12 protein-coding genes are annotated in these 14,646 nt (G+C 70.0%); 6 read left to right on the top strand and 6 right to left on the bottom strand.

Annotated features, from left to right (window positions below; all coding sequences use genetic code 11):
• Nucleotides 1-6 precede the first annotated feature (6 nt).
• The 3 genes from AC1HFW_RS07710 to AC1HFW_RS07700 all read right to left on the bottom strand — a co-directional run bounded on the left by AC1HFW_RS07710 (nt 7) and on the right by AC1HFW_RS07700 (nt 4,407).
• On the bottom strand, nt 7-360 hold the full coding sequence (locus tag AC1HFW_RS07710; protein WP_006394870.1) for a hypothetical protein: 354 nt from the start codon (nt 358-360) through the stop codon (nt 7-9).
• A gap of 151 nt (nt 361-511) precedes the next feature.
• Complete coding sequence (locus AC1HFW_RS07705) at nt 512-3,523, bottom strand: PAS domain S-box protein (protein ID WP_479282545.1); 3,012 nt, start codon at nt 3,521-3,523, stop codon at nt 512-514.
• 170 nt (nt 3,524-3,693) lie between these two features.
• Nucleotides 3,694-4,407, bottom strand: coding sequence for a DUF2325 domain-containing protein (locus AC1HFW_RS07700; RefSeq protein ID WP_479282543.1), 714 nt, complete (start codon nt 4,405-4,407; stop codon nt 3,694-3,696).
• A 293-nt stretch (nt 4,408-4,700) separates the two neighbouring features.
• Between AC1HFW_RS07700 and AC1HFW_RS07695 the strand changes: the two genes are divergently transcribed.
• On the top strand, nt 4,701-5,021 hold the full coding sequence (locus tag AC1HFW_RS07695; RefSeq protein ID WP_479282541.1) for a flagellar transcriptional regulator FlhD: 321 nt from the start codon (nt 4,701-4,703) through the stop codon (nt 5,019-5,021).
• A gap of 59 nt (nt 5,022-5,080) precedes the next feature.
• On the opposite strand, the gene AC1HFW_RS07690 is transcribed toward AC1HFW_RS07695, so the two are convergent.
• Nucleotides 5,081-6,364 (bottom strand): MFS transporter, encoded by a 1,284-nt coding sequence (locus AC1HFW_RS07690; RefSeq protein WP_479282539.1) that lies wholly within the window; start codon nt 6,362-6,364, stop codon nt 5,081-5,083.
• A 103-nt stretch (nt 6,365-6,467) separates the two neighbouring features.
• On the opposite strand from AC1HFW_RS07690, the gene AC1HFW_RS07685 reads away from it, so the two are divergent.
• The gene (locus tag AC1HFW_RS07685; protein ID WP_061071322.1) at nt 6,468-7,376 is read left to right on the top strand and encodes a LysR family transcriptional regulator; all 909 of its coding nucleotides are present in this window, start codon (nt 6,468-6,470) and stop codon (nt 7,374-7,376) included.
• A 141-nt stretch (nt 7,377-7,517) separates the two neighbouring features.
• A complete protein-coding gene (locus tag AC1HFW_RS07680) occupies nt 7,518-9,164 on the top strand; it encodes a mucoidy inhibitor MuiA family protein (RefSeq protein ID WP_479282537.1) in 1,647 nt (548 codons plus the stop codon).
• 30 nt (nt 9,165-9,194) lie between these two features.
• On the opposite strand, the gene AC1HFW_RS07675 is transcribed toward AC1HFW_RS07680, so the two are convergent.
• Nucleotides 9,195-10,418, bottom strand: a complete 1,224-nt coding sequence (locus AC1HFW_RS07675; protein ID WP_035360366.1) for an EAL domain-containing response regulator — start codon at nt 10,416-10,418, stop codon at nt 9,195-9,197.
• Between the two features lie 255 nt (nt 10,419-10,673).
• Between AC1HFW_RS07675 and AC1HFW_RS07670 the strand changes: the two genes are divergently transcribed.
• Nucleotides 10,674-11,801, top strand: a complete 1,128-nt coding sequence (locus tag AC1HFW_RS07670) for a 3-deoxy-7-phosphoheptulonate synthase (RefSeq protein ID WP_006394856.1) — start codon at nt 10,674-10,676, stop codon at nt 11,799-11,801.
• Nucleotides 11,802-11,876: 75 nt separating this feature from the next.
• Here the strand turns inward: AC1HFW_RS07670 and AC1HFW_RS07665 are convergent, their stop codons facing one another.
• Entirely contained in the window at nt 11,877-13,112 is a 1,236-nt protein-coding gene (locus AC1HFW_RS07665; RefSeq protein WP_479282534.1) for an NAD(P)/FAD-dependent oxidoreductase, read from the bottom strand.
• 125 nt (nt 13,113-13,237) lie between these two features.
• On the opposite strand from AC1HFW_RS07665, the gene AC1HFW_RS07660 reads away from it, so the two are divergent.
• A complete protein-coding gene (locus AC1HFW_RS07660) occupies nt 13,238-13,840 on the top strand; it encodes a GNAT family N-acetyltransferase (protein WP_479282532.1) in 603 nt (200 codons plus the stop codon).
• 121 nt (nt 13,841-13,961) lie between these two features.
• Nucleotides 13,962-14,468, top strand: a complete 507-nt coding sequence (locus AC1HFW_RS07655; RefSeq protein ID WP_006394853.1) for a hypothetical protein — start codon at nt 13,962-13,964, stop codon at nt 14,466-14,468.
• The last annotated feature ends 178 nt before the right edge of the window (nt 14,469-14,646 follow it).

Below are 14,646 nucleotides of genomic sequence, written 5' to 3'. Positions count from 1 at the left end.
CACGACTTACTTGCTGCCGCCCGTGTTGGGATATCCCGGCGCGGGCGTGGCGCCGGCGGCCGGCGTGCGCGGCACGTTGTCGTTGGCCTCCGGATGGCGCCGGGGCATTTCACCGCTGCGCTTGTCGTTCGGCGTCGCCGCGTTCTTGTCCAGATTGGGCGGGGTGGACGTCGTGTTGGGCGCCGCATTGGGCGCGGGCGCGGCCTGGCCCGGAGGGACCGGCCGGTTCGGCGGCACCGCCGAGCCGTCGTTCGGCGCCGTGGACGGCGTGGTCGGACTGGCGGATTGGGCCCAGGCGGCGCCGGCTCCGCCCAGGCTGGCGGCGACAACGATGGCATAGGTCATGGCACGAATCTTCATGGGATCACTCCTTTTTTCAGGTTGCCTGTCCCATCCAGCAATTCGTATGCCCAGGCCGGCCCCGCGCAGCGCCCCGGTGCCGTGGCGGCGCCGGATCGGCACTTTTTACCGTCCGCTGCAAACCCGTCACTCACCCATCACGCGTTCCCGCTCATTCGGCGCCGCCGGCCCAATCGCCGGCCTGGCCGGCCTCGGTTGACTCGAGCATGCGCTGCACCCGCGCCGTCAGCGCATCCAGCGCGAAGGGCTTGACGATCAGCTCCATGCCCCGGTCCAGGAAACCGGACCCGCGCGCGGCGCCTTCCGCATAGCCGGTCATCAGCAACACCTTGAGCCCCGGATGCAAGGCGCGCGCCGCGTCGGCCAGTTGACGGCCGTTCAGGCCAGGCAGGCCGACGTCGGTCACCAGCAGGTCGATATGACCCGTGACGCGCACCCGCTCCAGTCCGGCATCGCCATCGTTGGCGGTCAGCACCCGCATGCCCCGTTCAACCAGGCATTCGCAGACCATCTCGCGCACGTTCGCGTCGTCTTCCACCAATACGATGATCGCCTGGCGGTCGCGCTTGGCGGCTTCGCGCGCCAGCGCTATCGGCGCTGCCGCATCGGCCGTCGTGCCCTGGTGCCGGGGCAGGAAGATCCGCACCGACGTGCCCGCCCCCACCTGGCTTTCCAGCGTCACGACGCCGCCCGCCTGCTTGGCGAACCCATAGATCATCGACAGGCCCAGGCCGGTGCCTTCTCCCAGCGGCTTGGTGGTGAAGAAGGGATCGAAAGCGTGCGCCAATACGTCGGGCGTCATGCCGCAGCCCACATCCGTCACCCCCACCTCCACGAACTCGCCCGCCTGCGCCCCCGGAAAGGGTCTCAGGAACGCCGGGTCCAGATAAGTGTTGGCCGCGGACACCGTCAACGGCCCGCCGTCCGGCATGGCGTCGCGGGCATTGATCACCAGGTTGAGCAGCGCGTTCTCGAACTGGTTGCGGTCGCAGCGCACTGGCCACAGATCCGCATCGAGCTCGAACGCCAGCGACACGCCCTCGCCGGTGTAGCGCCGGAACAGGTCGGCCATCGATTGCAGGGTCGTGGTGACGGAGAACGGCTGCGGATCGATCGGCTGGCGCCGCGAGAACGTCAGCAGCCGCTGCGTCAGGTGGGCGGCGCGGTTGGCCGAATCCATCGCCACGGTCACGAAGCGCCCCGCCTGCTCCGGCACGCCGCTCGCCAGCTTGCGCTGGATCAGGTAGAGCGCGCCGGTGATCCCCTGCAGCATGTTGTTGAAATCATGGGCGATGCCGCCGGTGAGGCGGCCCACCGCCTCCATCTTCTGCGCCTGGCGCAGCGCGTGCTCGGTCTCCAGCAGCGTCTCGGCCTGCGACTTCAGGTCGGTATCGTCGCGGCCGGCCATGTAGAGGCTGTCCAGCGCCCACGACATGCTCCAGGTGATCCAGGCGTAGCCGCCATCCCGCTTGCGCATGCGGTTCTCCAGGTGCCGTGCGCCCTGGGCCGTTTCGGGATGGCGCGCCTGCGCCAGCGCCTCGCGGGTGGCCGCGTAGTCATCCGGATGGATCAGCTCGCGCAGGTCCATCGCCAGGAATTGCTCCTGGGTCCAGCCGAGGATCGGGCGCACGGCGGGGCTGACGCTGGCGTAGCGCCCCTGCCCGTCGACCACCGCCAGCAGCTCGGGCGACAGGCGCCAGATGCGGTCGCGCTCGGCGATGGCGTGCTCGACGCGCTGCTCCAGCATGCGCGCGTACTGTGACCGCTCGACCGCGGAGCAGAGGCGCTCGGCCACGTCCTCGATGCAGGCCACGTCGCCGCGCTTGAGCCGGGTGCCGGCCGCCGGTCGCACCACCAGCGCGCCGCCCGGCCGCCCCCAGCGGCCCGTCGGCACCACGATGACGGACGGCATGATGTCGCCGTTGGGCTGCGCCAGCAACGGCTCCAGGAAGGCCGTGCGGCCGTTGCGCAGGGCCTCGAGGAAAGCGTCGTCGAACGCCAGCTCCAGGCCCGCGCAGCCATCCCGTCCCGGCTGCGGCCGCCAGCAGGTCGACACCCGCGGCTCGGCGCCCTCGCCCTCCCAATCCACCAGCGCCACCAGGCCCAGCGCCAGATGCTGGCCCAGGCTCTCGCAGGCCAGTTGCTCGATCGCCGCCTGCTGCTGCTGCTCGCGCATGCGGTCGCCCAGCGCCAGCACGAAATTCTTGCGATGCTGCCCCTCCCACAATTCCGCCTCGGCGGTCTTGCGCGCGGTGACGTCCAGGAACAGCGCCATCATCTGGTTCTCGCCCTCGCGCCGCGCCCGCGCCTCGTACCAGGCCTGCCGCGGCGCCGGCACGGCGAACTCGAACTGCGCCGGTTCGCCGGTCTCGACCACCTGGGCGAACGCGTCCATGATCTGGCCGGGCACGCCGGGAATCATCTCGCGCAGCGTGTGGCCGAGCGTGTCGCCCTCCTTCATGCCGCTCTGCCGTTCGAACGCGGGGTTGACCTCGATGAAGCGGAAATCGACGATGCGGCCCTGCGCGTCGCGCAGCGCCTCGCTCAGGAAGAAGGCCTCCTGCATGCCCTCGAACATGGCGCGCCAGCGTTCGCCGCTGCGGCGCAGCGCGGCGGCCGTCAGGTGCCGCTCGATCGCCAGCGCGGCGCTGCGCGTCACCACCGCGATCGCGTCGATGTCATGCGCCGACGGCGAGCGCGGCATGGCGTAGTAGTTGGAGAAGACGCCCAGCAGATGCCCGTCGGGCGCCTTGATCGGGGTCGACCAGCAGGCGCGCAGGCCATGTTCCAGGGCCAGCTCGCGCCACGCCGCCCAGGCCGGGTGGCTGGCGATGTCCTCCACGTACACGGGGCAGCCGGAATGCGCCGCCATGCCCCACGAGGCCATCTGCGGCCCGATCGGCGCGCGGTCGACCGCGGCATTGAACGCCGCCGGCAGGCTGGGCGCGGCGCCGTGCACCAGCAGGCGGCCGGACTCGTCGACCAGCGCGATGGAGGCGCGCAACTCGACGCTCGACTGCGCCTCGATGGCGTGCAGCATATGGCCCAGCACCTCGGCCAGGGGCACGCCCGCGGCAATGCGTTGCAACATCACGCGCTCGTCTTCCAGACGCGCGAGCGTGTCGGTCCAGGGATGGGATACGCGGTCTCGCTGGGTCAGCATGGGTTCTCCCGACAGGCTTTCCCGACTGTAGTGCGTGCACGGCGCGTCAGCCGAAACCCTAGGTAACGCGGCATTACGCCCTGCTGGCGGCCGGCGGCGAATACGCCCGGCTCTGGCACGCACAGTCCGTGCCCGCGTCCCTTTGACGGCGGGCGAAGACCGGCGCCGGTTCAGCGCGGCAGATCCGCGCTTTCGCGCGCCAACCCCAGCGCCGTGAGCGCCTCGGGCTTGTCGACCAGCACGCATTGCTTGCCAGTGCGGGTGCAGTGGTCCTTGACGCGCCAGTAGGCGCCATGGCTGACGCAGCCGGTCTGGCAAATCACCAGGTCTGCGGCGACCAGGCTGGCTTCCAGCGTATCGCCGTCGGCGCTTTCACCGCCGCAGTGGCCCAGGTAGCGGCCACCGGCCATTTCCACCACCTTGCGCGTCAGCATCAGGGCCATGGCGTCCTCGCCCACGCACAGCACGGATTTCTCGCGCAGCGCCGTCGCGGCGATCACCGCGGGCGCCACGGCGGGCTCGGCGGCGGTGTCCAGCGGACGCGCGCGCGCCGCGGCGGCCCGGTCCTGCCAGGCCAGGCGTTCGCGCATCAGGCTCTGCACCCGTTCCATCAGTTGCGCCACGCGCCGGGCCAGCGCCACCCGCCTGGGCAGTCCCGGAATCGCGCCCTCGAGCGCGGCGCGGTCTTCGCGCGCCCAGGCCAGCGCGGTGTCGCGCTGGATCACCGCGGCCCGCAGCTTGAGGACCTCGCCTTCCAGGTGCAGGATGCGCTGCGCCTGGGCGCTGAGCAGGCGGCTGCAGCGGCCCTGCGCCTGGCCATAGGCGGCGAGCAGCGCCGCGTGTTCGCGCTGCAGCGAATTGGGCTCCTGGAATGCTAGGGTCATCGTGGGCCTCTCGGGATGGCGGACTACAGGCGGACGCGGGTGACGCGCCGTCCAACGTGCTGGGCATTATAAATGAGAATGCGTCTGTTTCACTGAATGTGGATATGTCAATTCCGAGTACAGGGAAATCCATTACTGACGGCCCCTGATCGCTTAAATATGATCGACAAACCATATCGGCACGCAAGCCTTCGCGGGCTTGACTAGACGCCCACACAGGACGCTTCGCGCCTTGCCTGTTCCTGGCCCGTGCAACCGCCGGGTCGCGGATTCAATGAAGTGAGGGGCACCCGATGCCGCGATCAACCGAACTTCTGCGCGATATCCACGAAACCAATCTGATGTATCTGCTGCTGTTGCAGCGGATGGCCCGCACCGGCAACCTGCCGGCGATGGCGGGCATGCAGATATCGGAACGAGCCTGCCAGTGGCTGGCGGGCCTGCGGCACGAGGACCTGGCCCGGCTGGCCAGGAGCAGCGTGGTGCTGGCCCAGCTGAACCTGGAGCCGCACCTGCTGCTGGCGACGCTCAGCCACGGCATGCAGGCCACCCTGGCCGCCGACGCCCCGGCCGAGGCGCCCGCCCAGGCGCCCCCGGTCCGCACCCCGGCCTAGTTACCGACGCCGCACGCCAAAGAGAACAGGCACGCCCTCCGGATGCACCTCCGGGAGGCTCATGAGGCGCCCCGCTCCACCGCGGAGGCGGACGGCACGCGGGCCGTGCGCCAGTAGAGCGCCGCGCTGATGGCCAGCGCCACCGTCAGCAGGCTGCCGGCCATGGCCGCCACGCCGGGCCAGCCGCCGTCCGTCCAGAAGTGCCCGCCCAGCGAGCCCAGCACGCTGGAACCGACGTAGTACACCAGCAGGTACAGCGCGGCCGCCAGCGCCTTGTAGCCGCGCGACATCTGGCCAACCCAGCCGCTGGCCACCGCGTGCGCGGCGAAGAAGCCGAAGGTGAACACCACGATGCCGGCGATCAGCACCGCCAGCGCGTCCGACAGCGTCAGCAGCAGGCCCGTCAGCGCGATGCCGGTGGCCGCCGCCAGCATCGCGCCGCGGCCGTGGCGGTCGGCCAGGCGGCCGAAGTAGGTCGACGCGAAGATGCCGACCAGGTACACCACGAAGATGAAGCCGATGAAGGTCTGGCTCAGCGAGAACGGCGGCGCCAGCAGGCGGAAGCCGACATAGTTGTAGACGGTGACGAAGGCGCCCATCAGCAGCCCGCCCATGGCGAACAGGGCGCACAGCGGACCGTTGCGCAGGTGCGCGCCGATGCCGTCGCGCACGTCGCCGGCCACGCCGGCCCAGCCGCGCGAGCGCTGCGGCGTGAAACGGCGCGAGGCCGGCAGCAGCCAGATGAACAGCAGCGCCGCGACGATGCCCAGCAGGCCCAGCGTGCCCAGCGCCGCGCGCCAGCCGAAATGATCGGACACCAGGCCCGTGATCACGCGTCCGGACAGGCCGCCGAAGGCGCTGCCGCTGATGTACAGCCCCATGACGAAACCGAGCGTGTCGGGTTCGACCTCTTCGGCCAGATAGGCCATGGCCACGGCCGGCACCCCGCCCATCGCCACGCCCTGCAACGCGCGCAGCACCAGCAGGCTGTGCCAGTCGGGCGCCACCGCCGCCGCCGTGCCCAGCACGGCCGAGGCGAACAGCGACAACGCCATGATGCGCTTGCGCGGCAGCGCCTGCGAAAACAGCCCCACCAAGAAGATCGCCACGGCCAGCAGGCCGGTACAGAGCGACAGCACCAGGCTGCTCTGGGCCGGCGACACGCCGAAGGCCTGCGTGAACAGCGGCATCAGCGGCTGCACGCAATACAGCAGGGAGAACGTGGAAAAGCCCGCCGCGAACAGCGCCCATTGGGCGCGCCGCAAGGCCGGGGTGCCGCGCGCCAGGTACTCGGCCTGGGGCGCGGCGGGGGAAGATGGGGGAACAGTTGAGGCGGTGGACATCGGAATTCTCGAAAACATCGGGCAATGGCCCGTGCGATCAAGGTAGACTTTTCCCCTGCATATGTCCAATATATGAAACCAGCACTCGCTATATTTTAAAACGATGGAACTGAGGCACCTGCGCTATTTCACCGTGGTCGCGGAAGAACTGCACTTCACCCGCGCCGCCGCCCGGCTCGGCATCGGCCAGCCGCCGCTGAGCCAGCAGATCCAGCAGCTCGAGCGCGAGATCGGCACCGCGCTGTTCCTGCGCCTGCCGCGCGGGGTCGAACTGACCGAGGCCGGCGCGCAGTTCCTGGAAGACGCCCGCGCCATCCTGGCCGGTGCCGACCGCGCCATCGACACCGCGCGCCGCCTGGGCCGCGGCGAGCACGGCGCCATCACGGTGGGCTTCACCGCCTCGGCGGTGTTCCATCCTTACCTGCCGCGCGCCATCCGCGCCTTCCGCGACCGCTATCCGGACGTGCGCATCAGCCTCACCGAAAGCAATACCGTCAGCCTGCTGCGCGGCCTGCGCGAAAATGCCGTGGACGTGGCCTTCGTGCGGCCGCCGTACGTGCTGGATCCGGAATTCGAGGCCGAGCGCGTGCTGGACGAACCCATGCTGATCGCCCTGCCGCCCGACCACCCGCTCAGCCGCAAGCGCAGCGTGCCGATCGCCGCGCTGGCCGACCAGGATTTCGTGCTCTATCCCCGCCCCATCGGCGCCGGCCTGTATGACGCGATCCAGAACGCCTGCCTGCGCGCCGGCTTCACGCCGCGGGTCATCCAGGAGGCGCCGCAGATGGCCTCGATCGTCAGCCTGGTGGCGGCCGGCGTCGGCATCTCGATCGTGCCCGCCGCCATGCGCCACATGGGCGCCCAGGGCATCGAGTACCGGCCGATCAAGGGGGACGCGCCGCACGCCCTGCTGGACATGGCCTACCGCCGCCACGACCGTTCCATCGCCGCCCGCAACGCGGTCGAGATGCTGCGGCGGCTGGCGCATCCGGAGCCGTCCGCGCCCGCCTGAAAACGGGGCGGTATCGCCCTGTCGCGTTTGTCATCTTCTGTAAACCCGTGGCCCGCCGCGCCCTGTAAATTGTCGCGCTATCGCCGCTGCGGCCTCCGTCACCGGAAGGCCGGCCGGCGCAACCTGCCTATAGGTGCACACGTGCAACGTACTCTTCTGGCCGTGGCCATCGCCACGCTTCCCGGTCTGGCCGCGGCGGCCGGGCTGGCCTCCTCCATCGGCGCGGTGACGGTCTACCAGGACCGCGCCGTCGTCACCCGCGCCGCCAGCAGCGACCTGCCGGCCGGCGAGCACGAGCTGGTCCTGGAAAAACTGCCCGCCAGCCTGCAGGAGAATTCGCTGCAGGTGTCGGCCAAGAGCTCCGGCCAGGCCACCCTGCTGGACGTGCGGGTGCGCGATGCCTTCCAGGCCGATACCGCCAATGAGCGCGTCAAGCAGCTCGAAGACCAGATCCGCAAGATCGAAGGCCAGCAGGCCGCCCTGGACGACGAGGCGGCGGTGCTGGACAACCAGCGCGAGCTGGTGGCGATGATGCAGCGCGGCGCCACCGAACCGGCCAAGGACGGTCCGCGGCCGACGCTGGACGAGCTCAAGGCGATCCAGGCGCTCAGCGCCGACACGCTCAGCCGCACGCTCGCCGGCCTGCGCCGCGTCGCCGAGCAGCGCGACGACCTGGAACGCCAGTTGTCCGCCGCGCAAGGCGAGCTGGGCCAGTTGCAGGGCCAGCTCAACCGCCGCACCAAGACCGTCACGCTGCGCGTCAACCTGGCGCGCGCCGGCAAGCTCGACCTGAACGTGTCCTATGCCGTGGCCGGCGCGCGCTGGACGCCGTCCTACGACGCGCGCCTGCGCCCGGCCGACCGCAGCGTCGATCTCGGCTACTTCGGCGTGATCCGCCAGAACACCGGCGAAGACTGGAACAACGTCAAGCTGACCCTGTCGACCGCCCGCCCGGCGCTGGGCGGCGGCGCGCCCAAGCTCAATCCGTGGATCATCGACGTGGCGGCGCCGCCTCCGCCGATGCCGGCCCCGGTGGCCGCCGCGGCGCCGGCCATGCGCCCCGAGCCGCGGGCCCGCCAAAGCCCCAAGGCGGCCTACGCCGAGATGGCCGCTGGCGACATGGCGCCCGTCCTGGAAGAAGCCAAGGTCTCGACCGCCGAGGTCCAGTCCGAGGCCACCAGCGCCTCGTTCCAGATCCGCACGCCCGCCACGCTGCCGTCCGACAACAGCACGCAGCGCGTCGCCATCGCCTCCGCCAAGCTGCCGGCCACGTTGCAATACCAGTCCACCCCGGCGCTGCGCGAGGCCGCGTTCCTGACCGCGCTGGCCAACAACAACACCGAATACCCGTTCCTGGCGGGCACGCTCAACACCTTCCTGGACGACGCCTTCGTGGCCGCCTCGTCGATGAAGCCGGTGATGCCCGGCGAGAAGGTCGAGCTGGCCCTGGGCGCCGACGACGGCATCTCGATCAAGCGCCAGCTGGTCAACCGATTCACCGAAAGCACCGGGTTCTCGGGCAACGGCAAGCGCGTGACCTACGAGTACAAGATCACCGTCAAGAACAACAAGGCCACCAAGGAACAGGTCAACTTCAAGGACCGCCTGCCGATCTCGCGCAACGAGAAGATCGAGGTCAAGCTGCTGTCGCCGGCCGAGCGCGACATCAAGCGCGAGGACGACGGCGTGCTGGTGTGGAACTGGGAAATGGAGCCGGGCAAGTCGCGCGACGCCGTGCTCAAGTTCTCGGTCGACTATCCGGGCGACATCGACGTGGCCGGTCTCTGAGCGACGATCGCGTTCTGCCTCCGGCCGGCCTCATTGCCGGCGGCAGAACGCGATGAAATCGGCCGGGGCCAGCGGCATCGAAATGCCATAGCCCTGCGCCAGCGTGCACCCCAGTTCGCGCAGCAGCAGGATGTCGCGCTCCTGCTCGACCCCTTCGGCGACCACTCGCCGTCCCAGCGCCCGTCCCATCTCGATGGCCGCCGCCACCACGGCGCGCGAGGCCGGCTCGCGGTGCATGTGGACGATGAAGTCGCGGTCGATCTTCAGTTCCGTGAATGGCATGGCCGAGAACAGCCGCATCGACGCGATGCCCGCGCCGAAATCGTCCATCGCCAGCTCGAAGCCGCGCACCCGCAGCAGGTTCAGGGCCGACGACAGGGCCAGCCAGTCGGTCACCGGCTCGTCTTCCGTCAGCTCCACCTTGACCAGCCGCGCCGGCAGCCCGGCCTGCGTCACCCGCTGCTCCAGGCCGTCCGGCAGCCCCGGGGCGCACAGGGTCGAGGCCGACGCGTTGATCGCGATCGGCACGGCGATGCCTTCCGCGTGCATCGTCACCAGCACCTCGACCACGCAATCGGCGACGCGGTTGAACAGCGTCCGGTCCAGCCCCAGGCGATGCGCCGCGGGCACGAAGTCCACCGCGGGAATGGCGCCCAACGTCGGATGGTCCCAGCGCGACAGCGCCTCGGCCGCCACCGCCCGGCCGGTCGTCAGATCGACCTGGGGCTGCAGCACGACGCTCATGCCGTCGCCGGAGTTCAGCGCGCGGCCCAGTTCCGCCTCGATCACCTCGCGCCGCACCGCGGTCCGGCGCGGCGAGGCGGTGTCGTCGTCCAGGCTGTGCAGCGCCGCCTTGATGGCATGCTGCATGGCGGTGCGCGTCACCGGCTTGGCCAGCGCCTGCGACGATGGGCAGCCGGCCTGCAGCGCCAGCCGCACGTGCGATTGCAGCAGTTCGTCGGCCAGGCTGCTGATCCAGACGATGGGCGGCATGCTCTTGAGCCGGCCGCCGTCGACCAGCTGGCGCAATTCGTTGGGCAGGCGGGTGCCGTCGCCCTCGCCCATGACGATGTCGCTGATCACCACGTCGTAGGCCTGGCGCGCCAGGGCGCCGATGGCCTCGGCGCTGCTGCCGACCCCGGCCACGCGCCGGTACCCCAGGGCCAGCAGCATGTTCTGCAGATACGCCCGTTCCACCGGGTGGTCTTCCACCAGGAGAATCCGTCGAGAGGCGCCGGCGTCGGATTTGGGCATCGGTCATGTCCTCGGGCGTATCGGCATGCGGTGATCCTGGCGTGGGCCGCCAGGCCGGGGCGCGGTCGCGGGAACGCGTTGGGTCAATGCTAAGGCATCTTCCCCGACTGTAGCGCCACCGAGGACGGCCTAGGGCCATTTGCCACCCGGCCGCCATCGATCGTCCTAGGGCGCACGGGGACATAGCCCGGACGGACGACGCCCGCCGGTGCGATAATGGTGGTCTTTCCCCGCATCTACGGCACGGAGCTTCCCTTGACCCGCATTGACGATCCCCTGCACGACCGCGAGGTCGGCACGGCCGACGCCACCCAGGACAACACCCGCACGGACGACACCCGCATCAGCGCCGTGCGCCCGCTGATCTCGCCCGCCCTGCTGCAAGACGAGCTGCCAGTCTCGGCCGAGATCCAGTCGCTGGTCGAGGACAGCCGCGCCCGCATCGCCGACGTGCTGCATGGCCGCGACGACCGCCTGGTGCTGGTGGTCGGCCCCTGCTCGATCCACGATCACGGCCAGGCCATGGAATACGCGCGCCAGCTGCGTTCGGCCGCCGACCAGTACCGTGATGACCTGCTGATCGTGATGCGCGTGTATTTCGAGAAGCCCCGCACCACCGTCGGCTGGAAGGGCTACATCAACGATCCGCGCCTGGACGGCAGCTTCCGCATCAACGAAGGCCTGCGCCGCGCCCGTGAACTGCTGCTGGACATCAGCGGCCTGGGCCTGCCGATCGCCACCGAGTTCCTCGACCTGCTCAGCCCGCAGTACATCGCCGACCTGATCGCCTGGGGCGCCATCGGCGCGCGCACCACCGAAAGCCCCAGCCACCGCCAGCTCAGCTCCGGCCTGAGCTGCCCGCTCGGCTTCAAGAACGGCACCGACGGCGGCGTGCAGATCGCGGCCGACGCCATCGTCGCCGCCAGCGCCAAGCACGCCTTCATGGGCATGACCAAGATGGGCATGGCCGCCATCTTCGAGACCCGCGGCAACGAAGACACCCACGTCATCCTGCGCGGCGGCAAGAAAGGGCCGAACTACGACGCGGCCAGCGTCGACGCCTGTTGCGCCGTGCTGCGCGCCGCCGGCCAGCGCGAACAGGTCATGATCGACTGCTCGCACGCCAACTCCAACAAGTCGCACCTGCGCCAGGTCGACGTGGCCCGCGACATCGCCGCCCAACTGTCGCAAGGCGACAGCCGCATCACCGGCGTGATGATCGAGAGCCATCTCGAGGAAGGCCGCCAGGACCTCAAGCCCGGCCAGCCGCTGCGCCATGGCGTGTCGATCACCGACGCCTGCCTGGGCTGGACCCAGACCCTGCCGGTGCTGGACCTGCTGGCCGACGCGGTGCGCCAGCGCCGCGCCAAGAGCGGCGGCTGACACCCGCCCAGGTTCACGCGGCATGGCGCCGCGCGGACCGCGATGCCGCATCGGATACCCGCGCCGCGCGCGGGCCTAGCGGTTCAATGCGTACGGCGCCGGATCCATGTCCGGCGCCTGTCCCGTCATCAGGCAGGCCAGCAACTTGCCGGTCACCGGCCCCAGCGTGAAGCCGTGATGCGCGTGGCCGAAGGCCAGCCACAGGCCCGGATGCCGCGGCGCCGCGCCGATCACCGGGCGCATGTCCGGCATGCACGGCCGGCAGCCCATCCATGGCGTTTTCTCCACCGCCTCGCCCAACGGCAGCAACTGCGCCGCCAGCGCCCGCGTGCGCGCCACCTGCACCGGCGACGGCGGCGCGTCGCGCGGCGCGAATTCGGCGCCCGTGGTCAGGCGCAGGCCCAGCGTCATGGGCGACATCACGAAGCCGCTGTCGATATCGGCCACCGGATGCGACAGCGCGGCCCCGCCCTCCAATGCGAAATGCTGGTGATAGCCGCGCTTGACCGCCATGGGCACGCGATACCCCAGCGGCCGCAGCACATCGGGCGACCACGGCCCCAGCGCCACCGCCACCTCGCGCGCCTCGACCGGCCCGGTCACGCCGCGCACGCGCCAGCCGCCCGGCACCGCTTCCAGGCTGCGCGCATCGCCGCGCGCCAGCAGGCCGCCGCGTTGCTGGAACAGCGCCGCGTAGCCGCGCGCCACCGCGCCCGGATCCGACACGTTGACCGGGTCGCGCCAGTGGATCGCGCCCACCATGCGCGGCGACAACGACGGCTCCAGCGCCGACAGGGCCTGGCGGTCCAGCACCTGGTAGTCGAGTCCGTAGTGCGCCAGCGCGGCGGCCTCGGCCGCGGCGCGGTCCAGGCTCTGCTGGCTGCGCATGCCATCGATCCAGCCGTTGCGACGGAACAGCGCGCCGATGCCGGCGGCGTCCTTGAGCGCATCGTGCTCGGCCACGCTGCGCTCGATCAGCGGCAGCATGGCGGCCGCGGCGCGCGCCAGCCGCGACGGCGCCGAATGCCACCAATAGCGCAGCAGCCAAGGCGCGATGCGCGGCAGGAAGCGCGCGTGGTAGCGGACGTCGGGCGTGCGGTTGCCGGCATAGCGCAGCAGGCTGCGCCAGTCGCGCGGAAAGGCGTAGGGAATGACGCTGGCGCGCTCGATCAGCCCGGCATTGCCGTAGCTGGTTTCCTCGCCGGGACCGCGTCGGTCCAGCAGGACCACCGAGCGGCCGCGCGCCTGCAGGTGCAGCGCGGTGCTCACCCCGATGATGCCTGCGCCCAGGACAACCACGTCTGTTTTCATGCGCCGCATTCTGCGCCCGGCCGCGGGCTTCGGCAAGCCGCCGATGGCGGGCGTAGAATCGCTGGGCGTCCGGGACGCCGCCATGACGGCGGACGCCCGACCGCGACGCGTCCGCGGAGTCTCCCATGTCTTCCCCCGCCTGTCTGCCGCCCGTCACCCTGGAAGGCGAGATCGTCCGGCTCGAACCCCTGACCCTGGCGCACGCCGCCGCGCTGGCCGAGGTCGGGCTGCACCCCGAGCTGTGGCGGCTGCAACCCGAACCGGTCGAATCGGCCGACGACATGCGCCGCTATGTCGAACGCGCGCTGGCCGGCCAGGCCGCCGGCGCCTGCCTGCCGTTCGCGATCGTGCGGCGCGCCGACGGCCAGGTCATCGGCACCACGCGTTATATGGATATCGCCCTGCCGCACAAGCGCCTGGAGATCGGCGCCACCTGGCTCTCCCCCGCCAGCCAGCGCAGCGGCGCCAACACCGAAGCCAAATATCTTTTATTGCAGCACGCCTTTGAAACAATTGGTATCATGCGGGTCGTGTTCAAGACGGAAGTGACCAACCTGCAATCCCGGCAGGCCATCCTCCGTATCGGCGGCGTCGAGGAAGGAGTGTTCCGCAAGCACCTCATCGCGCAGTCCGGACGCACCCGCGACATGGTCTATTTCGCCATCCTCGACGAGGATTGGCCCGCCGCCAAAGCGCGCCTGCTGGCTCGCCTGCGGCGCGCGCCGTAGTCCGGGCGGGGTTTTGTTCTTTGTCTACATCAAGGCCGGCGCTCAAGTTCACGCGACGCGACGCCGTTAACGCAGTACCGCGGGGCAAGTTTCCACCCGCCCCGCCTCTTTCAAGTCAGGTATGGATCGTTCTCCCCTCGCCCCGCCCTCGCCGCTCGGGCACAACCAGCGCACCATCTTCATCTACACCGAAGAACAACGGGGCAACCAGCTGGTTGAATCATTGGTCATCGGCATGCTGTCGGACGTCTCGGGTTCTGACAAGCTCGTCGTGGTGCAGGATCCGTTCAGCGGCCTCAAATTCATCTACCGCATCGACCACGAAAGCAGCAACCTCGACGCCGCGGCGCTCACCGAACAGGACGAGTCCGCTTTCAACGGCAAGACCTCGGTCCAGATCAACTCCATGTCCTACAAGTTGGGAACCGCCGAGAACGCGATGAAGCTGCTGCGCGGCAAGGCCCAATGGATCCAGGACAAGGGCGCGGTGCTGTCGGTGCTGCTGCAGAACGCCGCGGCCCGCAAGACCCGCTTCGCGCCGCCGCGCATCGAACGCGATCGCGTGCGCAGGGTGCCGCAAGGCGTGCCGGTGGAATACCTGACGGACGCGGCGACGCCGCCGCAATGACCCCCGCGGCGCCGACCCCCTGAACAAACTGTCAGGCGGCTTTCTTATCCACAGTTTCTGTGGATAAGAAACTCACGGGCGCACGGCTGCTGGCCGTTACGGCGCAATTACCGGGGCTGGTCATTTTTTGACCACCCGGATTGGCGCGGTTCGAGGCGCCTCGCAGCGGCATTCGCTG

The sequence above is a fragment of the Achromobacter sp. ISS7 genome, from assembly GCF_056523125.1.
Note: the sequence above shows the minus strand (reverse complement) of the source record. Positions and strands in the feature narration are given on the sequence as shown.

Coding starts and splice junctions, on each gene's coding strand:
- AC1HFW_RS07710 (WP_006394870.1), bottom strand. CDS start 360: ATGAAGATTCGTGCCATGACCTATGCCATCGTTGTCGCCGCCAGCCTG.
- AC1HFW_RS07705 (WP_479282545.1), bottom strand. CDS start 3,523: ATGCTGACCCAGCGAGACCGCGTATCCCATCCCTGGACCGACACGCTC.
- AC1HFW_RS07700 (WP_479282543.1), bottom strand. CDS start 4,407: ATGACCCTAGCATTCCAGGAGCCCAATTCGCTGCAGCGCGAACACGCG.
- AC1HFW_RS07695 (WP_479282541.1), top strand. CDS start 4,701: ATGCCGCGATCAACCGAACTTCTGCGCGATATCCACGAAACCAATCTG.
- AC1HFW_RS07690 (WP_479282539.1), bottom strand. CDS start 6,364: ATGTCCACCGCCTCAACTGTTCCCCCATCTTCCCCCGCCGCGCCCCAG.
- AC1HFW_RS07685 (WP_061071322.1), top strand. CDS start 6,468: ATGGAACTGAGGCACCTGCGCTATTTCACCGTGGTCGCGGAAGAACTG.
- AC1HFW_RS07675 (WP_035360366.1), bottom strand. CDS start 10,418: ATGCCCAAATCCGACGCCGGCGCCTCTCGACGGATTCTCCTGGTGGAA.
- AC1HFW_RS07665 (WP_479282534.1), bottom strand. CDS start 13,112: ATGAAAACAGACGTGGTTGTCCTGGGCGCAGGCATCATCGGGGTGAGC.
- AC1HFW_RS07660 (WP_479282532.1), top strand. CDS start 13,238: ATGTCTTCCCCCGCCTGTCTGCCGCCCGTCACCCTGGAAGGCGAGATC.
- AC1HFW_RS07655 (WP_006394853.1), top strand. CDS start 13,962: ATGGATCGTTCTCCCCTCGCCCCGCCCTCGCCGCTCGGGCACAACCAG.